The sequence below is a fragment of the Streptomyces sp. NBC_00236 genome, from assembly GCF_036195045.1.
Classification (GTDB): domain Bacteria; phylum Actinomycetota; class Actinomycetes; order Streptomycetales; family Streptomycetaceae; genus Streptomyces.
Window position 1 is genome coordinate 187110 of sequence record NZ_CP108100.1, and the last position, 20136, is coordinate 207245.

At 71.8% G+C, this 20136-nt stretch carries 17 protein-coding genes; 7 read left to right on the top strand and 10 right to left on the bottom strand.

The features are described from left to right. Genes OG446_RS00895 through OG446_RS00915 form a run of 5 tightly spaced genes read left to right on the top strand, consistent with a single transcriptional unit; the run spans window position 1 to window position 6232 of the window. Entirely contained in the window at window positions 1–603 is a 603-nt protein-coding gene (locus OG446_RS00895) for a hypothetical protein (protein WP_328892163.1), read from the top strand. Further along, the gene (locus OG446_RS00900; protein ID WP_328892164.1) at window positions 600–1679 is read left to right on the top strand and encodes a right-handed parallel beta-helix repeat-containing protein; all 1080 of its coding nucleotides are present in this window, start codon (window positions 600–602) and stop codon (window positions 1677–1679) included. Before OG446_RS00895 ends, OG446_RS00900 begins: the two co-directional genes overlap by 4 nt. Then, window positions 1676–2827, top strand: a complete 1152-nt coding sequence (locus tag OG446_RS00905) for an SGNH/GDSL hydrolase family protein (RefSeq protein ID WP_328892165.1) — start codon at window positions 1676–1678, stop codon at window positions 2825–2827. Before OG446_RS00900 ends, OG446_RS00905 begins: the two co-directional genes overlap by 4 nt. Before the next feature lie 11 nt (window positions 2828–2838). Beyond that, window positions 2839–5253: a polysaccharide lyase 8 family protein gene (locus OG446_RS00910; protein WP_328892166.1), complete on the top strand. Its 2415-nt coding sequence runs from the start codon at window positions 2839–2841 to the stop codon at window positions 5251–5253. 4 nt (window positions 5254–5257) lie between these two features. After that, entirely contained in the window at window positions 5258–6232 is a 975-nt protein-coding gene (locus OG446_RS00915) for an acetylxylan esterase (RefSeq protein WP_328892167.1), read from the top strand. 10 nt (window positions 6233–6242) lie between these two features. Here the strand turns inward: OG446_RS00915 and OG446_RS00920 are convergent, their stop codons facing one another. From OG446_RS00920 to OG446_RS00950, 7 genes are all read right to left on the bottom strand, one after another. Next, complete coding sequence (locus OG446_RS00920) at window positions 6243–7787, bottom strand: phytoene desaturase family protein (protein WP_328892168.1); 1545 nt, start codon at window positions 7785–7787, stop codon at window positions 6243–6245. A gap of 61 nt (window positions 7788–7848) precedes the next feature. Next, window positions 7849–10107, bottom strand: a complete 2259-nt coding sequence (locus OG446_RS00925) for a serine/threonine-protein kinase (protein ID WP_328892169.1) — start codon at window positions 10105–10107, stop codon at window positions 7849–7851. 26 nt (window positions 10108–10133) lie between these two features. Next, complete coding sequence (locus OG446_RS00930) at window positions 10134–11024, bottom strand: oxygenase MpaB family protein (RefSeq protein ID WP_328892170.1); 891 nt, start codon at window positions 11022–11024, stop codon at window positions 10134–10136. 157 nt (window positions 11025–11181) lie between these two features. Next, complete coding sequence (locus OG446_RS00935; RefSeq protein ID WP_328892171.1) at window positions 11182–12447, bottom strand: DUF6357 family protein; 1266 nt, start codon at window positions 12445–12447, stop codon at window positions 11182–11184. Window positions 12448–12501: 54 nt separating this feature from the next. Next, window positions 12502–13680, bottom strand: coding sequence for an acyl-CoA dehydrogenase family protein (locus OG446_RS00940; protein WP_328892172.1), 1179 nt, complete (start codon window positions 13678–13680; stop codon window positions 12502–12504). A gap of 102 nt (window positions 13681–13782) precedes the next feature. After that, window positions 13783–14940: a methyltransferase gene (locus OG446_RS00945; protein WP_328892173.1), complete on the bottom strand. Its 1158-nt coding sequence runs from the start codon at window positions 14938–14940 to the stop codon at window positions 13783–13785. 147 nt (window positions 14941–15087) lie between these two features. Then, window positions 15088–15285: a hypothetical protein gene (locus OG446_RS00950; RefSeq protein WP_328892174.1), complete on the bottom strand. Its 198-nt coding sequence runs from the start codon at window positions 15283–15285 to the stop codon at window positions 15088–15090. 229 nt (window positions 15286–15514) lie between these two features. Between OG446_RS00950 and OG446_RS00955 the strand changes: the two genes are divergently transcribed. Then, window positions 15515–16339, top strand: a complete 825-nt coding sequence (locus OG446_RS00955; RefSeq protein ID WP_328892175.1) for an endonuclease I family protein — start codon at window positions 15515–15517, stop codon at window positions 16337–16339. 26 nt (window positions 16340–16365) lie between these two features. Here the strand turns inward: OG446_RS00955 and glsA are convergent, their stop codons facing one another. The 3 genes from glsA to OG446_RS00970 all read right to left on the bottom strand — a co-directional run bounded on the left by glsA (window position 16366) and on the right by OG446_RS00970 (window position 18862). After that, window positions 16366–17703 (bottom strand): glutaminase A, encoded by a 1338-nt coding sequence (gene glsA / locus OG446_RS00960; protein ID WP_328892176.1) that lies wholly within the window; start codon window positions 17701–17703, stop codon window positions 16366–16368. Window positions 17704–17715: 12 nt separating this feature from the next. Beyond that, window positions 17716–18282, bottom strand: a complete 567-nt coding sequence (locus OG446_RS00965) for a hypothetical protein (protein ID WP_328892177.1) — start codon at window positions 18280–18282, stop codon at window positions 17716–17718. 85 nt (window positions 18283–18367) lie between these two features. After that, window positions 18368–18862, bottom strand: coding sequence for a DUF1269 domain-containing protein (locus OG446_RS00970; protein WP_328892178.1), 495 nt, complete (start codon window positions 18860–18862; stop codon window positions 18368–18370). Window positions 18863–18982: 120 nt separating this feature from the next. Here OG446_RS00970 and OG446_RS00975 point away from each other — a divergent pair, with 120 nt between their 5' ends. Next, window positions 18983–20098: a baeRF3 domain-containing protein gene (locus OG446_RS00975; protein ID WP_328892179.1), complete on the top strand. Its 1116-nt coding sequence runs from the start codon at window positions 18983–18985 to the stop codon at window positions 20096–20098. The last annotated feature ends 38 nt before the right edge of the window (window positions 20099–20136 follow it).

The following is a 20136-nucleotide window of genomic DNA, read 5'->3' on the forward strand; positions in this document are numbered from 1 at the left end:
ATGCAGGCAACTCTCTCGTCCGGCTGGCCGACGCTGCTGCGGCGGCTGGAGTTCGTGGCCTACCCGGCCGCGGCCGGAGCCGCGTTCGCCGTGCTGTCGCTGGGGGTGGTGACCTGGCTGCCCGCGCTCGCCGCGATGGCGCACGGGCTCCAGCGGTGGCGGGCCGATGGGGACAGCCGGACCTTCGTCCATACGTTCACGGCCTTCCCGCGCTACTGGCGGGCGCTGTGGCGGCATTCGCTCGTCTCCACGGCGGCCGGAGGCGTCCTGGCGGCCAACATCGTCCATCTGCTGGGCCGTTCGGAGCCGTGGTCCTTCGTGCTGCTGGCGGCCCAGGTGGGCATCGCGGCCGCCCTGGTCATCCACCATGTGGCGTTCGCGGCCGAGGCCGGCCGGGCTCCGGGCGGCACGGTCCGCGCCTGGACCCGGGGCGCGCTGGCGCTCGGCTTCGGCTCGGCCGCCCGGGGCACCGCGCTGCTCGGCGCGGTGGTCTCCGCCGTGCTCCTCTCTCTCGTCGTACCGCTGGGGCCACTGCTGCTCGGCCCGAGCATTCCCGTACTGCTCGCTCTGTCCTTCGCTGATCCCAGGAGGCACACCCCATGAGCCACGCACTGCGTACCACCCTCGTCGCCGCGCTCGCCGTCGGCGCCCCGCTCGTCTTCCCCCCGCCCGCGGTGGCCGCTGCCACCGCCACCGCCTACTACGTGTCGCCGTCCGGCAGCGACAGCAACTCCGGTACGTCGGCGGGCTCCCCGCTCGCCACGATCCAGAAGGCGGTCGATCTGGCACCGACGGGCGCGGTGGTCAACCTCGCCGCCGGTTCGTACAAGCAGGACGTCGTGACCAAGCGCGCCGGCGTCACGATCACCGGCCCGGCGAACGCCGTGGTGAAGGGGGCAGGTGACGCGCGGATCATTCAGGTGCAGCACGACTCGACGACGCTGAACGGATTCACCGTCGACGGGCTGCACGGGTCGTCCACCGATGTGGCGGGGTACCGCCTCAAGCTCATATATGTCATGAGCACGACTCCCGGGAACGGTGTGGGCGGTCTGCGCATCACCGGAATGACGCTGAAGAACGCCGCCGACGAATGCCTGCGCGTGCGCTATCTGGTGACCGGCGCCGACATCTCGGGGAACACCATCACCGACTGCGGTGTCGCCGACTTCAGGTTCGGCGGCGGCGGCAAGAACGGCGAGGGCATCTACCTCGGTACGGCTCCGGAGCAGCAGGGTGCGAACGGGGCCCCGGACGCCGCTCCCGACATCAGCCGGAACAACCGCATCCACCACAACACGATCGCCACCCGCGGCAACGAGTGCGTGGACGTGAAGGAGAACGCGACCAACAACTACGTCGAGTACAACGACTGCAGCCAGCAGAAGGACTCCAGTTCCGGCGGGCTCGACGCGCGCGGCAGCGGCAACATCTTTCGCTACAACACGATCCACGACAACGTCGGCGCGGGCATCCGGCTCGGCGGAGACACCGCGACCGACGGCATCGACACCAGCGTCTACGGCAACACGATCACCGGCAACGCCGGCGGCGGCATCAAGTTCATGCGCACCCCGCAGGGCCCCGTCTGCACCAACACGATGAGCGGGAACACCGGCGGCGACGCCGTGGGCACCTACGGCAGCGAGTACGCGCCGACCGGTGCGTGCCCCCAGTGAGCGGCCGGGGACCCGCGAGACGCGGGGTGCTGACGGCGGCGGCCGGGCTGGCCGCAGTCGTGGCGACGGCCCCGGGGGCACAGGCCGCCGATGGCCCGGGAGCCGGTGCGCGCCGCTCGCGCTGGACGACGTCGTGGGCGACCGCGCAGACCGCGCCGACGCCCACCGACACGGTGGCGAGCGCCGGACTGACGCAGGGCACGTTCACCGCGCACGTACGGCTGTCGGCCGGCGGACAGGTCCGGCTGCGCTACGGGCACGCCTTCGGCACCGTGCCGGTCCTCGTCGGTCCGGTGACCGCGGGCGGCAGGCCGGTGACCTTCGGCGGGCAGCGGCAGGCGTGGCTTGCCGCGGGTGCCTCGCTGACCAGTGACGCGGTCGCGGGCCTGCGGGCCGCCGAAGCCTCCCTCCTGGCCATCCGGACCGAACTGCCAGGCCCCACCGGCCCGTTGTCGTTCCACCGCAATACCCATGCCTCGCACGACGTCGACGGGGTCCGCACCACTTCGGTGTTCCTGCTGACGGGCGTCGAGGTGACGGGCGCGCACGGGCCGGTGATCGCGGTGCTGGGCGACTCCATCGCGGAGGGCGTCGGCACGCCCGACGACTCGGATCTGCGCTGGCCCGACCAGCTGGCCAGGCGGCTGCCGGGCGCAGCGGTCGCCGATCTCGGGATCAGCGGCAACCGGGTGCTGCTGGACGACGCCCGGTTCGGACCGGGCGGGCAGGCCCGCTTCGACCGCGATGTGCTGTCCCTGCCCGGGCTGCGGACCGTTCTGGTCCACCTCGGGGTCAACGACCTCCAGCAGCCGCCCGGCCAGCTGGACCCGGCGCTCGTCCTGGCCGGCTACCGGCAGCTGGCGCTGCGCGCCCGTGACGCCGGGCTGCGGGTGATCGGCGCGACCATCGCCCCGTTCGGCGGCTGGACCCGCTGGACGCCCGAGCTGGAGACCGTACGGCAGCGGATCAACGCGGCCGTGCGGACCGGCCGGGTCTTCGACGCCGTGGCCGACTTCGACGCGGCGCTGCGCGATACGGACCACCCGGAGCGGCTGCGGCCCGCGTACGACAGCGGCGACGGCCTCCACCCCAGTCCTTCCGGCCACGCGGCGCTCGCCGCGGCCGTCGACCGCCGACACCTTCTGTGAGGGCCCGCATCATGAACCCAGGCACCACCAGGGGCACCACGCGCCGCACCGTCCTCGCCGGTGCGGCGGCGCTCGGCGCGGCCGCCGCCCTGCCGCTCACGCTCACGGCGGCCACCGCGCACGCCGCGGACCCGGTCGACGACGCAGCCTCGCTCCGGACCCGGTGGCACACCCTCCTCACCGGCGGCCCCGGCCTCGACCTCACGGACGCACGGATCGCCGCGGCCGTGGCCAGGATCGGCAAGGCCGCGACCACATCGGCGAAGGGCCTGGACCCGTCCCGTACCGACGGGCTGTTCCCCGACCTGACGAGCACCACGCTCTCCAACCACGTCACCACGTCGTTCAAACGCCTCGCGACCACAGCGACCGCGTGGGCCGTCCCCGGCACCGTCCAGTACGGCGACGCCGCGCTGCGGGACCTGCTCCTGGCGGGCATCGACTGGATGCTGACGAATCGGTACGGCCCCGGGCACACCCGCTTCGACAACGACTGGGACTGGGAGATCGGCTCCGCGCTCGCGCTCAACGACGCGGCCGTGCTGCTGTATGACGTGCTCGGAACGGAACGCCTCGGACGGATCAACGCGGCCGTCCGCAGCTACACACCCGACCCGAACCTGTGGCGGGCCGACCGGCAGATCGCGACCGGCGCCAACCGGGTCTGGATCTCCACCGTGGTCGCCGTGAACGCGGTGCTCCGCGACAGCGGCGACGACCTCGTGCGGGTCCGTGACGCTCTTTCGGACGTCGAGGGTTCGGGTGCCAACAGCGTGCTCGCCTTCAACGACGCGGGCGCGGCGTCCGAGGGCACGGGCGAGGGCTTCTACTCCGACGGCTCGTTCCTCCAGCACTACAAGCACCCGTACAACGGCGGCTACGGCAAGGAACTGCTCAACAACCTGTCCCGGCTGCTGAACCTCCTCGCGGGTACGGCGTGGACGGTGACCGATCCCGATCTCGACAACGTCCGGCTCTGGGTCGACGAGGGCTTCGATCCGCTGCTGGCGCGCGGCGACGTCATGGCGTCGGTGTGCGGGCGCGAGATCGCCCGGCCCAGCAAGCAGGGCCACGCCTCGGCGCAGACGGTCATCGAGGCGGTGGTCCGGCTGATCCCGAGCTTCCCCGGGGAGACCGCCGAACGGTTCGCCGCCCTGGTCAAGCAGTGGATCGCCGAGGACACCTACCGCGACTTCCTCGCCGTCACCGACCTCGCCTCCCTCGTCGCGGCCCGGAACGTCATCGCGTCCCCGGTTCCGGCGCGCGGCCCGCTGGTCGCCCACAAGCAGCATCCGCGGATGGACAAGGCGGCCCACCACCGGCCCTCGTTCGCCCTCGGCATCTCCGCGTACTCCTCCCGGATCTACAACTACGAGTCGATCCAGAACGAGAACCTGCACGCCTGGCATCTGTCCGACGGCATGGTGCTCCTCTACACCGACGACCTCGGCCACTACAGCGAGGACTACTGGCCCACCGTCGATCCCGCGCGGCTGCCCGGCACCACCGTCCTCGCCGGCCGGCCCGCCGACGCGGCGGGCCAGCGCACCACCAGCACCGCCGACTGGGCGGGCGGCGCCGCACTGCCGGGGACGACGCTGGGCGCGTACGGCATGGAGCTGCGGGCGTTCGGCAGTTCGCTGCACGGCCTCAAGAGCTGGTTCTGCCTCGACGACGTCATCGCGTGCGTCGGCTCGGGGATCAGTGCCGACGCGGGCACGGCCGAGACGATCGTGGAGAACCGGAAGCTGCGGGACCCGGCGGCGGCGCTCCTCGTCAACGGACAGGCCGCCCCGGCCGGCACCGGATGGTCGGCGCGGCTGGACCAGGTGCGATGGGTGCATGTCGCGGGGACGGGCGGCTACGTCTTCCCCGAGCCCGTGACCCTGCACGGTGTGCGTGAGGACCGGACGGCGACCTGGCGCGAGATCAACCTCAAGTACGGCACGGACACCTCCGTCACCCGCCCGTACCTGACGCTGTGGCAGGACCACGGGACCGCGCCGGAGGGGGCGGGCTACTTCTGGCTCCAGGCACCGATGGCCTCCGCCGAGCGGACGAAGCAGTGGTCGTCCGCGCCTCCGGTGAAGCTGATCGCCCGCTCCACCGCCGTGCACGCGGTGCGCCGCTGCGCGGACGGGCTGCTCGCCGCGAACTTCTGGGGCGCCGGTACGGCCCAGGAACTCACCGCGGACGGACCGGCCTCGGTCCTCGTCCGGCCGGAGGGAAAGACGGTCACCGTCTCGCTGTCGGACCCGACCCAGCTGCGGTCCTCCGTCGTGCTGGACCTGGCCCGGCGCAATCTGAGCGTCGTCTCGGCCGGCCCGGGCATCACGGTGGCGCCGACCGGCACCGGCATCCGCATCACCGCGGACACGGCCGAACTCCACGGTGCAACCCTCGACCTCACCCTGAAGAGGAGCTAGACCCTTGCTGTTCGACATGCCCCTGGAGCGGCTGCGCGAGTACCGGCCTGAGCCGGAGGAACCGGCGGACTTCGACGCCTTCTGGGAGAAGACCCTCACCGAGAGCGCCCGCCACGGCCTGGCCGCCGAGTTCGTCCCGTACGACGCCGGGTTCGCCACCGTCGACGTGTTCGACGTGACGTTCCACGGCTGGGGCGGACAGCCCGTGAAGGCGTGGCTGCTGCTCCCCCGGGAACGGCGGGGTCCGCTGCCCGCCGTCGTGCAGTACATCGGATACAACGGCGGCCGCGGCATCCCCTACTCCTGGCTCACCTGGAGCGCCCTCGGCTACGCCCACCTGGTGATGGACAACCGCGGGCAGGGCGGTGGCGGCAAGAACACCGCCGACACCGTGGACATCGGCCCGGACGGCAACGGCTCCTCCTCCCCCGGCTTCCTGACCCGGGGCATCGAGGACCCGTACCGGCACTACTACCGCCGGCTGATCACGGACGCGGTGCGGGCCGTCGACGCCGCGAAGGCCCATCCCGCGGTGGATGCTTCCCGGGTCGCGGTGCTGGGCGGCAGTCAGGGCGGCGGCCTCGCGCTCGCCGTGGCGGGGCTGCGCGACGACGTCGTGGCGGCCGTCGCCGATGTGCCGTTCCTCTGCCACTACCGCCGTGCCTCGCAGATCACGGACGCGGGTCCGTACGCGGAGATCGCCCGCTGGCTGTCCGGGCACCGCTTCCGGATCGACGAGGCGATGGAGACCCTGTCGTACTTCGACGGCGTCAACTTCGCGGCCAGGGCGACCGCTCCGGCATGGTTCTCAGTGGGGCTGATGGACAGGATCTGCCCGTCGTCCACGGTGTTCGCCGCCTACCACCGCTATGCCGGTCCGGCGCAGATCGAGGTGTTCACGTACAACGGGCACGAGGGCGGCGCGGAGTACGACCTGCCGCGCAAGATCGCCGCGCTGCGCGGCGCGTTCGGTCAGTAGCGGGTGCCGGTCACCGGCCCAGCGCCGCCATCGCGGCGTTGTGGCCGGGGACCCCGCTGACCCCTCCGCCCCGCACCGCCCCGGCCCCGCAGAGCAGGACGTTCGCGTGCGCGGTCTCCACGCCCCAGCGGCCGGACTCCGGTGTCGCGTACGGGAAGGCGAGGTCCCGGTGGAAGATGTGGCCCCCGGGCAGCCGCAGGTCCCGTTCGAGGTCGAGCGGTGTCTTCGCCTCGATGCACGGCTCACCGTTCGCGTCGAGCGCCAGGCAGTCGGCGAGCGGCTCCTCCAGATGGGCGTCGAGCTCGGCCAGCGTGGCCTTGAGCAGCGTGGCACGGGTGCTGTCGTTGTCCGCGGCGAAGAGGCGGGCCGGGGTGTGCAGGCCGAACAGGGTCAGGGTCTGGTAGCCACGGGCGGCGAGATCCGGGCCGAGGATCGAGGGGTCCGTCAGCGAATGGCAGTAGATCTCCGAGGGCGGGGCGGTGGGCAGCCGGCCCGCCGCCGCGTCCCGGTAGGCGTCGGCCAGCTGCCCGTACCCCTCGGCGATGTGGAAGGTCCCGGCGAACGCCTGCCGCGGGTCCACGGACCGGTCCCGCAGCCGGGGCAGCCGGGTGAGCAGCATGTTCACCTTCAACTGGGCACCTTCCGCGGGCGTCGGCGGAGCGTCGCCGAGGAGCGCCGCGAGGGCCTCGGGCGAGGCGTTGACCAGGACGCGCCGCGCGCCGACGGCGGACTCACCGCTCTCCGTCCGCACCGTCACCTCGGCGTGCGTCCCGTCGGTGTCGATGCGGACCGCCTCGTGGCCCGTGCGGATCTGCGCACCGGCGGCGCGCGCGGCCCCGGCGAGGGCGTCGGTGAGCGCGCCCATACCGCCGACCGGGACGTCCCAGTCGCCGGTGCCGCCGCCGATCACGTGGTAGAGGAAGCATCGGTTCTGGAGCAGTGACGGGTCGTGGGCGTCGGCGAAGGTCCCGATGAGGGCGTCCGTGAGGACGACGCCCCGGACGAGGTCGTCGTCGAAGGTGTTCTCGACGGCGACGCCGATCGGTTCCTCGAACAGCATGCGCCAGGCGTCCGCGTCGTCGATCCGCTCCCGCAGTGCCTCACGGGTGGGCAGTGGCTCGGTGAGGGTCGGGAAGACCCGCTCGGCGACCTGCCCGGTGCGCCCGTAGAACCGCTGCCACGCCTCGTACTCCCGGTCCGATCCGGTGAGGGCGGCGAAGGAGTCGCGGGTGCGCTCGCCGGCGACGAGCAGGCCGGTGGGGCGCCCGTCGCGGACGGCCGGGGTGTACGAGGAGACGGTCCGCTTGCGTACGGCGAAGTCCAGGCCGAGATCGCGGACGATCTTCGAAGGGAGCAGCGACACGAGGTAGGAGTAGCGCGACAGCCGGGCGTCGACCCCGGGATACGGACGGGTCGAGACGGCCGCTCCCCCGGTGGTGCCCAGCCGTTCCAGGACCAGGACGGACTGTCCGGCGCGGGCGAGGTAGGCGGCGGCGACGAGGCCGTTGTGGCCGCCGCCGACGATCACTGCGTCATAGCTGTCTCGTACGGGCATGTCCCTTGGTAACACGGACGCGCGGCCCGGACCAGGCCCGCACTCCCACCGGACGTCGGGCTCAGTGCGACGGGATGCCCCGCTGCTGCCGCAGCGCCGCCACCTGCCGGTAGAGCTCGACGGCCTCCTGGCCCCTGCCGAGCTGTTCGAGGCAGTGCGCCTCGTCGTTGCGGCCGGCGAGGGTGTCGGGGTGGTCGGCTCCGAGGATCCGGGTCCGTGCCTCGGCCACCTGCCGGTAGACGGTGAGGGCGTCGGCCCAGCGGCCGAGCCAGCCCAGGCCGACGGCGACCTCGCGGCGGCTGACCAGGGTGTCGGGGTGGTCGGGGCCCAGGACGCGTTCGCGGTGCACGCAGACCTCGCGGGATTCGGCCAGCGCCTCTTCCCAGCGGGCCAGCCGGCCCAGGTTGACGCCCAGTCCGTGACGGGCACGGAGGGTCTCGGGGTCGGCGGGGCCGCTGACCCGGGTCCGGTCCTCGACGAGCGCGCGGTAGAGCTCCAGGGCCTCGGCACTGCGGCCCAGGCGCCCGAGGCTGATCCCGACCTCGTAGCGGGCCGCGAGCGTGTCCGGGTGGTCGGCGCCCAGCGCCTGCGCACGGGCCTGGACGACTTCCCGGTAGGTCTGCAGGGCCTCCGCCCAGCGGCCGAGCCGGCCCAGGGTGTAGCCGACCTCGTAGCGGGTGACGAGGGTGTCGGGGTGAGCGGCGCCGAGCAGCCGGGCGCGCGCCTCCGCGACGTCGCGGGCCATGCCGTACGACTCCTCCAGCCGCCCGAGCCTGCTGAGGTTGAACGCCAGGTTGTGGCGGCAGCGCAGGGTGTCGGGGTGGTCGGGCCCCATCGAGCGTTCCCGGGAGGCGAGGACGGCGGCGTACAGCTGGTGGGCCTCGAAGTGCCGGCCGAGCTGGCCCAGTACGTACGCCATCTCCTGGCGGGCCGCGAGGGTTTCCGGATGATCGGGGCCCAGGCTGCGTTCGCGGCCCCGGGCGACATGGGTGAACTCCCGCAGGGCGTCCGTCGCCCGTCCGGTCCGGCTCAGGGTGAAGCCCACTTCGTACCGGCTGGAGAGCGTGTCGGGATGGTCCGGCCCGAGGACGCTCTCGCGTTCGGCGGCGACCGCGCGGTGGACCTCGCCCGCCTCCTCCCAGTGGCCGAGCCTGCCGAGGTTGAGGCCGGCGCTGTGGCGGCTGGCGAGTATCGAGAGGAGCTCGGGTCCCGGGGTGGGCCGCTCGGCACCGGCCGGCCTCCCTGCGGCGGGCCGCGCGGCGCCGGTGGTCCATGCGCCGGTGAGGCCCGCGGAGTGGTCGAACGAGTCCGGCAGCATGGCCGCGGTGCCGGTCGCCTTGTGCCCGGTGGTCATGCCGCGGGTCCAGTCGGGCAGGCGCGGTGCGGGGGCGGAGGGCCCACCGGGAAGCTCGACGGGGGCCGGCGGCGCGAGCAGCACCCGGCCGGTCGGCTCCAGGTGCGGCTGCTCGCCGGTACGGCCGACGGCGATACGGCGGCGCAGGTCTCCGGCGTCCACCGGCCGCTGGTCCGGCGTCTTCGCGAGCAGTTCCAGGACGACGCGGTCGAAGAACCCCGGCAGTTCCGCCCGGTGGGTGCGCAGGGGCTCGGGCGGGGTGTCACGGTGGCCGACGAGCACGCCCCAGGCGTCGTCGAGGTCGAACGGCGGTGCCCCGGTGGCGATCTCGTACAGGACGCAGCCGAGCGAGTAGAGGTCGCTGCGGTGGTCGACCTGGCCGCCGCTGATCTGCTCCGGCGACATGTAGTGCGGGGTCCCCATGGCGATGCCGACGCCGGTGAGACGGGAGGTGACCGCCATGTCGTGGCCGAGCCTGGCGATGCCGAAGTCGCAGATCTTCACCGTCCCGTCGGCCAGCCGCATGATGTTGGCGGGCTTGAGGTCGCGGTGGACGATGCCCTGCTGATGGGTGTACCCGAGGGCGTCGGCGACCTGTTCGGCGATGTCGACGACGTCGTCGACCGGCAGCGGAAGCTGCTTGTTGTCCTCCAGGAGCTCGCTGAGGTTACGGCCCTCCAGGAGCTCCATCACCAGATAGAGCACGCCCTCGTGTTCGCCGAAGTCGTGGACGACGGTGACACCCCGGTGCTGGAGGGCGGCGGCGACGCGGGCCTCCCGGCGGAAGCGTTCGCGCAGGATGCGGGTGAAGTCCTGGTCGTGCTGCGGGCCCATGGGTTTGAGGCATTTGACGGCGACCTGACGGCCGAGCGACTCGTCGCGGGCACGCCACACCTCGCCCATACCGCCCCGCCCGATCAGATCGAGCAGTCGGTACCGGCTCTGGATCAGCCTGGTTTCCGCCATCCCTGCTGTCGCCCCCGTCGCTCCGCCTACTGTCGCTGCGCCCTCCCCGGCCCGTCCAGTATGGCTGCCTGCCTTTTCAGTGTGTACGGGGTGGGGCGGCTGCCGGGTCCGAGTCGTGCCATCGCGTTCACAATGTGACCGGGCGGAAGCTTCCAGCGCAGCCTCGACGGGATGGCCCGCAGGGCGGTTCCGGTGGTCCGCAGCCGGCGGTCGACGGTGGCCACGGGCGGCACCGGTCTGCCGTACAGCTCGTGGGCGAACGGGGGCAGCGACTGGTACGCCAGGGCCGCCACATGCCGCCACAGCACGGCGCGCGCCGGTACGAGCACCAGGTGGACCGGTGGCCGGCGCAGGAACGCGTCGACCTCCGACGCCTCGGGCGAGGAGGAGAGCCGGGGCCGTATCCGCTCGAAATAAGCGGCCAGCTGTGCGGTGGTCGCGGGCACTTCGGACGGATCGAGGCCGACGAGGCGGGCGCCGGTGCGGTGTTCGTCGACGTACCGGTCGGCCTGTGCGTCGGTGAGCGGGTAGCCGGAGCGCCGTTCGACCTGGAGATAGGAGTCGACCTCCGCACAGTGCACCCACAGCAGCAGCTCCGGTTCGTCGACGCCGTACGTCTCGCCGGTCAGCGGGTCGGTGGCCTTGAGGAGCCGGTGGATCTTCCGGACCCGGGCCCCGGCCTTCTCGGCGGCGTCGGTGGTCCCATAGGTGATCGTCCCGACGAACCCGGCCGTGCGCATCAGCCGGCCCCAGGCGTCCTCGCGGAAGTCGCTGTTCTGCATGACGCCGCGCACCGCGCGCGGGTGGAGTGCCTGGAGGTACAGGGCGCGTACTCCGGCGACCCACATCATCGGGTCACCGTGCAGCTGCCAGGTGACCGATGCGGGCCCGAAGAGCCCGGGGTCGGCGTCCGTCATGTGCTCGTACCTCCTGTTCGCACCACGCGGTGGGTGCACTGGCGGTCACACCCCACGGCAACGGCTGTGTGCCCGTGTTCGTGCCGCGGGGTGCATCCCGAACGACCGTGACCGGCACGGTTGCGAAGCCGTGCATCGGTACGTGTCCCGCCGGGGGCTACCCGGCGGCGTCGCGTCGTCGGCGCGCGCGTTCGAGATCGGCGGCATCCGACATCCAGGGGCCGTGCTCGTCGAGCGCGGCGCAGCCGCCCCGGACGAAGGCGCTCAGCAGCTTCCGGTACCCGGCCATCCCGTCGACCAGGCTGTACTCGACCCGGTACTCCGGATCCGCCCCGCCCTCGCCCTTGCGCGCTGTCGTGATCCGGGCGATGGAGTCCGCGTAGAAGTGGAACTGGAGCCCTTCGCCCATCGCCTCGTCCTCGACGGTGAACACTTCGTTGTCGCCGGCATAACGATCGCCGACGAACTCCCAGAACTCCGCGGTGGCGGTGCGGGGATTGCTCCGGAGCCATCTCTTCTCGGCATCCTTGTCGTCGGTGAACGAAAGGCTGGTCTTCCGCGCGCTGCCGCCGGAGTCGGCACAGTCGCCGGCCGCCTCCTCGTCATCGTCCATGGGCGCGCTCCTGGTGCGGTCCGTGGCCTCCGAACACATCAGAAAGCTCACGGTACGCACCGCGTCATCGACGAGCTCAGGGTGCGCGCGGCGCACGGCCGCGTCGACCGCCGCCTCCATCCGCTCCCAGTCACGTCTGTCCGTGCCGCGCTTTCCCCGCCGCGGGTCCCGGCCGATCCGCATCCCGGCGCACGCCTGCTCCGCGGTGGCGATCACCCGCATCACCTCGGGCAGCAGCGCGGGGTTGACGGCATCGGGCAGCCGCCTCGGAATCGTCGAGCCGTGCAGGTACTGGCCCGTGTACATCAGAAGGCCGGTGTCGAGGATGCCGAGTACCTGCCCGCGCTCGGCGCGACGGCGGTCCGCGTAGTACTTCTGAGTCCGTTTCGCGTCGGACGTCACTGTCGCCGATCGCATCGCCGCGCAGACCTGGCCGCGATCGAGCAGACCGATGTCAGCTCCGTGGGAGATGAGCGGGCCCCTGGCCCACCGGATCCGTCGGAAGGTCGCGTCGACGTCTGCCGGCACGGAGAGGAGGACCGGGTCCAGAAGCGCGACGGCTGCCTCCTCGTCGAGCGGGCCCCGGGTTCCGGCCGCGTCGCAGAGTGGAAGAACCGCACTCCACAGCAGCAGGTGTCGGGCCAGATCCTCCCGGATCACCGCAAGATGGGCTTCGCCGATCGGGAAGGTGAACGTCCGGGGGTCATGGTTGGCGTCGGCCCCGGCACCGAGCATCAGCTTCAGTTCGCCGTCCTCGCGGATCACGTTCGGGATCCAGCCGCTCCTGCGCGTGAAAACGATGTCCCTCATGGCCTCAGTCTTCCCCATCGGGCAAGAAGCCCGATCACGATCGCGTGACCATGATCAGCGGCGCACCCGCGGCATCCCGAGGCCGATCCACGAGATGATCTCGCGCTGGATCTCGTTGTTGCCGCCGCCGAAGGTGAAGATGACGGCGGACCGGTATCCGCGTTCGAGTTCGCCGTGCAGGACGGCACCCGCGGAGCCCTCCTTGAGCGGTCCTGCCGAGCCGACGACCTCCATGAGCCAGGCGTACGCGTCGCGGCGTGCCTCGGAGCCGTAGACCTTGACCGCGGAGGCGTCCTGCGGGGTGAGGGTGGAGTGCTGGACGGCGGACACCATCTGCCAGTTGAGGAGCTTCATCGCGTCGAGCCGGACGTGGGTGCGGGCCAGGCGGGCACGGACCCAGCCGAGGTCGATGACGCGGCGGCCGTCGGCGAGACGGGTTTCGGCGGCCCAGCGACGGACGTTGTGCAGGGCGCGGATGGCCATCGTGCCGTGGGCGGCGAGCGTGACGCGTTCGTGGTTGAGCTGGTTGGTGATGAGCCGCCAGCCCTTGTTCTCCTCGCCGACCCGGCGGGAGACGGGGACGCGGACGTTCTCGTAGTAGCTGGCGGTGGTGTCGTGCGAGGCGAGGGTGTTGATCAGGGTGCAGGAGTAGCCGGGGTCGGACGTCGGTACGAGGAGCATGGTGATGCCCTTGTGGGGCGGGGCGTCCGGGTCGGTGCGGGCGGCGAGCCAGACCCAGTCCGCGGTGTCGCCGTTGGTCGTCCAGATCTTCTGTCCGTCGACGACGTACGTGTCGCCGTCGCGCACCGCCCGGGTCTTGAGGGCGGCGAGGTCGGTGCCGGCGTCGGGTTCGCTGTAACCGATCGCGAAGTCGATCTCCCCGGCGAGGACCTTCGGCAGGAAGTAGGCCTTCTGCTCGTCGGTGCCGAACTGCATGATCGTCGGGCCGACGGTGTTGAGGGCCATCAGCGGGAGCGGCACGCCCGCCTGGGCCGCCTCGTCGAAGAAGATGAACTGTTCCATGGGCGACAGACCGCGGCCGCCGTACTCCGTGGGCCAGCCGACGCCGAGCCAGCCGTCGGCGCCCAGGCGGCGGATGGTGTCGCGGTAGAAGCGCTTCTGGGCAGCCGGGTCGGCATAGCGCGCGTAGGCGTTGTCGGGGACCAGGGCAGCGAAGTACGCATGCAGCTCGGTACGCAACTGCTGCTGTTCAGGCGTGTATTCGAGGTGCACGGCCCCTCCAGGAGTCTCGCTTCGCGTCGCCCGTGTGCGGCGGCGCACACAGTAGAACGTGTTGCAAGAATCCGGAAGGGGCGCGGGCCGGCTGCCCGGATGTCAGCGTTTGACGGCGCGCAGCACGACGAACTTGGGGTCGCCGGCGACTGTGGTGCAGTTGCCGAAGATCCGGCGGAGCTGGGTGTGGTAGGCGAGATGCCGGTTGCCCACCACCCACAGTTCGCCGCCCTGGCGCAGTGCCGTGCGCGCGCCGTGGAACATGGTCCGGGCGGTCGCGTCCGTGGTGGCCTGGTGCGAGTGGAACGGCGGGTTGCACAGGACGAGGTCGGCGCCGCCGGGTTCCGCGTCCGCCAGCCCGTCGCCGACCACGAAACGGGCCTCGGCGTCCGGTCCGGTGTTGGCCCGGAAGGTCGCCTCGGCCGAGGCGAGGGCCTGGTAGGACTCGTCGACGAAGGTGAGAGAGGCCTCGGGATTGGCGAGTGCGGCGGCCAGACCGAGCACTCCGTTCCCGCACCCGAGGTCGACTACCCGGTCGGGGCCGCTGCGCACCGGAAGGTGCTTGAGGAAGAAGCGGGTGCCGATGTCGAGCCGCTCCGCGCAGAAGATCCCGGCGTGGTTGACCACCGTGCGGCCGGCGACGGCCCCGACGTCGTCGGGCAGCTCGTAGTGGTACGGCCAGGGGCTCGGGGCGCGGGTCAGGGAGGGGTCCGGCGTGCAGTGGATGAGCCGGGCCTTCTTGACCGCGAGCGAGGTGCGGGTGGGGCCGATGATCCGCTCGAACAGCTTGAGGGTGGAGGTGTGGATCTCCTTCACCATGCCGGTCCCGATGACGACGGTGCCGGCGTGGACGGCGGGGGCGAGCCGGTGCAGCTGGTCCTCGAGGAGCGCGAGGCTCTTGGGCGCACGGACGAGCAGGACGTCGATCCGGTCCGGCGGCGTCTCACGGGCGGACAGCAGGCGCACGGCATCGGGATCGGTACCGTTGCGTTGCAGGTTCGCCGTCGTCGCCCGCTGCGCGAGGTAGGAGTCGGTGATCTGTACGGGGCCGTGCGCGGCCAGCGCCGTGGCCAGCGCGCCCCAGCGGTCGCCGACGATCACGACGCGGCCGGACAGGCCGACCGGCTCGGCCCCGTCGATCCCCTCCAGGTGCCGCAGCAGGTATTCGTCGGCCGCGTCCCATGCTCGGAACGGGTCGCGGGGGTTCTCGGGGAATCGGGCGAGGTCGTAACCGGCCCCTGACGTCGTCAAACGGTTCATATTGTGTTCAGGCTAACCGAGCAGCGCCGTACGCCCGCACACCCTGCCGCCGACGGGCACCCGCACGGGCGCGGCGCCCGGTGGCCCGGCGCCCCTCGCGCCACCGGCGGATGCCGGTGGCCACGGCGGACACCGGGCCGGGAGGGTCTACGGCAGCTGCTTGTCGAGGGCCGCCCTGCCCTCTCTGGCAAGCCTGCGTTCCGCCCACTCGAGATTCCGGGGCGTCAGGTCCCGCCCGGAGGCGAGGACCACATCCTCCGCCGAGGGATGGTCAGTGGCACCGGTGTGCAAAAGGCTGTCGGGGGTCACGCCCCGTACGGATATGGATTCGGGCTCGTCGCTCATGCCGCCTCCTCGTCCTTGCGGCAATTCTCGCCCCCCGCCGACGGGGGCGCATCCGATACCCGCCCCGACTCTCACTTGACCTGCACATGATAGGTACGCAGCGTTCACACCTCGGTAACGGTGCGTGTGGAAGGCTCCCGCTGACCACCAAGCAACACGACCACCGCGGAGCCGCCCCCCACCCTGTGACGGCGCCGCGGTGCCCGTATTTCCGGAGAGGACACCCCACATGTCCCGTCGTCACCTCTTCCACCGGCGCCCCCTGCTGGCCACGCTCGCCGCATTCGCGGTGCTCGGCGGAACCGCTGCCGCCGCACCGGCCACGACGCCGCAGACCCCGGCACGGTCCGCAGGCCCGCTCGGCGCCCTGGACGACACGTACTACCAGGACGCGCTCGGCAAGACCGGCACCGCGCTGAAGGGCGCCCTGCACACGATCATCAGCGACCAGACCAAGCTCACGTACAGCCAGGTCTGGGACGCTCTCAAGGCCACCGACGAGGACCCGGCCGACTCCTCGAACGTGATCCTCCTCTACACCGGCCGCTCGGAACCCAAGAGCGACAACGGCGGCAACGTCGGCCAGTGGAACCGGGAGCACGTCTGGGCCAAGTCGCACGGCGACTTCGGCACGGCCACGGGCCCCGGTACCGACATCCACCATCTGCGCCCGGAGGACGTGTCGGTCAACTCCACGCGCGGCAACAAGGACTTCGACGACGGCGGCACCGAGCTGGGCGACGCGCCCGGCAACTACACCGACGACGACTCCTTCGAGCCGCGCGACGCGGTCAAGGGTGACGTGGCCCGCATGATCCTCTACATGGCGGTGCGCTACGAGGGCGACGACTCGTTCGCCGACCTCGAACCCAACGACAGCGTCTCGAACGGCTCCGCACCGAACATCGGCCGGCTCTCGGTACTGAAGACGTGGAGCGAGCAGGACCCGCCGGACACCTTCGAGCAGCGGCGCAACGACGTCATATTCGATCAGTTCCAGCACAACCGGAACCCGTTCATCGACCACCCCGAGTGGGTGGAGGCCATCTGGTGACCCGACCCTGACCCGGCCCTCCGGGCTCAGCCCGAGGCCGTCGCCGCACACCGGGCGACGGCCTCCTCGCGGGAAGCGAGGGAGAGTGTGGCCCCGGCCTGCTCGCCCGGCTCCCGCAGGCGGCCGTCCGGGTCGGCGACCGCGGTGCGTCTGCCGTCGGCGGCGAGCCGGGCCAGGCCGCTGCGCAGCATCGCCCGGGCCACCGACCCGATGTCCGTCACATGGACGAGGTCCAGGACCACGGCCACGGCTCCCTGCTGATCCGACTCGTCCAGGGCATGGAGCACCCGCTCCGCCGCGGTGAAGTCCAGAGCGCCCTGGGCGGCGACGACCGCCACCCGCTCGTGGCGGGCGCGCTCCGGTTCCTCCTTCGGCGCGGACGGCAGGTCGGCGGCGGTGGTGACCATGGTGACGGTGGAGGCCGCCAGCGCCGGATTGTGCATGAGATGCAGGCCGAACCGCTGCGAGAGAGCGGCGATCGCCCGGTGGCCGCGCACCGAGGTCCCGGTCGGATCGAGGAGTGGACTGTACGTGGCCAGCCCGAACCGGGCGGGTCCGGCAGCGATCAGGCCGCCGGACACTCCACTCTTGGCGGGCAGTCCCACCCGCAGCAGCCAGTCCCCGGACGAGTCGTACATCCCGCACGTGGCCATCACGGCCAGCGCCTGGGCGGCGACGGGCTCCGCGACCACCCTGTCCCCGGTGAGCGGATTGACCCCGCCGTGCGCCAGGGTCGCCGCCATCGCGGCGAGGTCCAGGGCCGTGACCCGTACCGAACACTGCCGGAAGTACGTCTCCACCGCCGCCACCGGATCCACGGGCAGGGGCCCGGTACTCCGGATGAGGTAGGCGAGAGCGCGATTGCGGTCTCCGGTGGCGGCCTCGGAGGCGTACACCTCCTCGTCGACGTCGAGCCTCCGGCCGGCGAAGCGGCTCAGGCAGTCGAGGATGCGTCCGAACCGCGGCGCGACGGGGGTGTCCGGGATGAGCGCCGTGGTGACGATGGCGCCGGCGTTGACCATCGCGTTGGCCGGGCGCCCGGTGGAGCGTTCCAGACTGATGGCGTTGAACGCCTCTCCGCTGGGCTCGGCGTTCACCCAGCGGGACACCTCGTCGAGGCCCAGCAGGGACAGGGCGAGGGCGTAGACGAACGGCTTCGAAACGGACTGGATGGTGAACGGGACGCCGGCATCACCCGTGCTGTACCGATGGCCGTCCATGCTGATCAGGGCCAGCCCGAAGGCGCCCGGGTCGGCGAGCGCCAATTCCGGGATGTAGTCCGCACGTTCGCCTTCGTCGACGCCGGCGTACGTCGAGTGCAGTTCTCGCAGCGCGTCCGTGACCGCGCCGGTGGCAGGGCTCACCCGGTCCGGCCGTCAGCCGCGCTCGGCCTGGGCGATCCGGGGGAACGACTTGACGCCGGCGGCCTTGCGGCTGTTGGCGTGCTGACTGACCGTCCGGTCCGGCGGGGCGTCGGCGAAGCCGAGCACCACGGAGTCGAGGACCTTGCCGGACGCGTCCACGAACTCCACCCGCACGGCATAGAAGGCGGCCTCGTCGGTGCGGTTGGTCACCCGCACGAGGGCGCTGCGGAACTGCTCCGATGCCGCGACCGGGAGCCCGTTGACGGAAACGTCCTCGACGGCGTTGCCCTTGCCGTCGACTCCCTTCAGCATCGCCACCGCCTTCTGCCGGTTGCGTTCCACGTCGGCTGAGACCGAGGCCGCGAAGTCGTCCTGGGTGCGCGGGCTCTCGGTGGCCGTGGCCGTCTCGGCAGGTTCCGGGGACATGGTCCGGATGCTTCGGGCCGTGCCCTGCGACGAACTGTCGTCGCTGTCGCAGGCAGCGGTGCCGCCGACGATCAGAGCGGCGAGCAGGGCGGGGGTCAGGCTGCGGGCGACGCGGCGGCCGGGGGCGCGCCGCGCGGGACTGGTCTGGTTCACGGACGCTCCGTCTGCTCGGAAGTGCGAAGGGAAAGGGGGGCCCGCGAGGTGCGGACGGCGGGTCGCGGTGCCAGCGCCCGGGTGGTCATGCCGCGTCCTCGCCGAAGACCTCGCGGAGCCGCTGCTCGCCGAGGCTGTCCAGATTGCTGTGGAGCAGTTCGGCTCCGCCGCCGGGGAGCGCCTCGCTGATCCGGTCGGGCACCTCGTTCATGGTGAGCAGGAACAGGGCCGAAGTGCCGGGCGTGATCTTCTCCTTGACCTCGGCGATGAAGTCGTCGTCGATCCCGACGTCGGCCAGCTTTCCGCCGAGTGCTCCGGCGGCCGCGCCGATGGCTGCGCCGAGCAGCGGCATCAGGAAGATCAGACCGAACAGCATGCCCCAGAAGGTGCCGCTGAGAGCGCCCGCGCCGACCAGGTTGAGCAGCTGTTTCGTGCGCGGCTTGGCACGGTCGGCGGGCCAGCTGACGACGGCGGCGTCGAGGATCTTGATCAGCCCCTCCTTCTGAAGGGATTTCAGCGCTGTCTCCACGTCCTCCGCGCCTTCGGCCGACTGGAACTTCCACACGGTGAGCGTGGACATCGCGCATACCTCCCGAACCCGGAATGACCAACTCGCTCATATTAGGATCAAAAGGTATGAATTGACTCGTCGAATCACCCGCTCGCACGGCAGTGCGCACAAGTCCCCGGGAGCGAACTGATGGATACGGACGCCCTGACCGCCGGTCTGCTGCAAGAGCTCCGCGCGGCCAAGCCCTATCCGGCCCTGTCCCTGACCATGCCGACACACCGACGTGCACCGGACAACGCCCAGGACGCCGTACGGCTGCGCAACTTGGTGTCCGAGGCCGGCAGCCGGCTCGACGCCGACCCCGATGCCGGCCGCGAGGTACGCGCTGCGGTCAAGCAGCAGCTCGACCGCGCGGTCGCCGAGGTCGATCCGCGCCGAGCCCTGGACGCCCTGGTGATCCTCGCGACGGCCGACGAGTTCCAGATCTGGCAGCTGCCGCGCACCGCACCCGAACGGGTGGTGCTCAGCGACACCTACCTGACCCGCAACCTGGTCGCCGCGAAGGCGCAGGCGCAGCCGTTCTGGACGCTCACCGTGTCCGCGGACCACGCCGCCCTGTTCAGCGGCACGTCCGACGCCGCGCACGAGGAGCACATCGGCGGCTTCCCGCTGACGGCTCCGCGCGAGGCGCCCAACCCGCAGCGCGAGGAGCGGATCGGGGACACGCCGAGCACGTTCACCGACGAGGAGACCCGGCAGTTCATGCGCACGGTGGACGAGAAGCTGCGCGGGGTGCTGGCCACCGATCCGCGCCCGCTCTACCTGGTGGGCCTCGCCCCCGCGCTCGCGCTGCTCGACGAGGTCGGCGAGGTCGCCAAGGAAGCGGTGGGCCGGGTCACCAAGGGAGCCCCCGCCGACACCTCGCCCAGTGATCTGCTGACCGAGCTGCGCCCCGCGCTGGAGGCCAGGCGCAAGCGGTTCGCCGCGGAGATCGACGGCAAGCTGGACGAGGCCCGCGGGCGGCGTGCCTTCGCCGGCGGACTCGACGAGGTGTGGGCCGCCGTGCGGGAGGGGCGCGCCGGTCTGGTGGCGGTGGAGGAGCACTACCAGCAGACGGTGCGGGTCGATCAGGAGCACCTGGTGCCGGTGAGCGGCGAGGCGGCGGACCCGGCGGACAGCAACGTCCGCGAGGACATCGTCGACGAGCTGGTCGAAGCGGCGCTGGACAGCGGCGCCGACGTCGTCTTCGTCGCGGACGACTCGCTCAAGGAGCACGGCCGGATCGCGGCGGCGCTGCGCTACTGAGCGGATGGCTCCGGCTCGGACCGTTTTGTCACACTGGA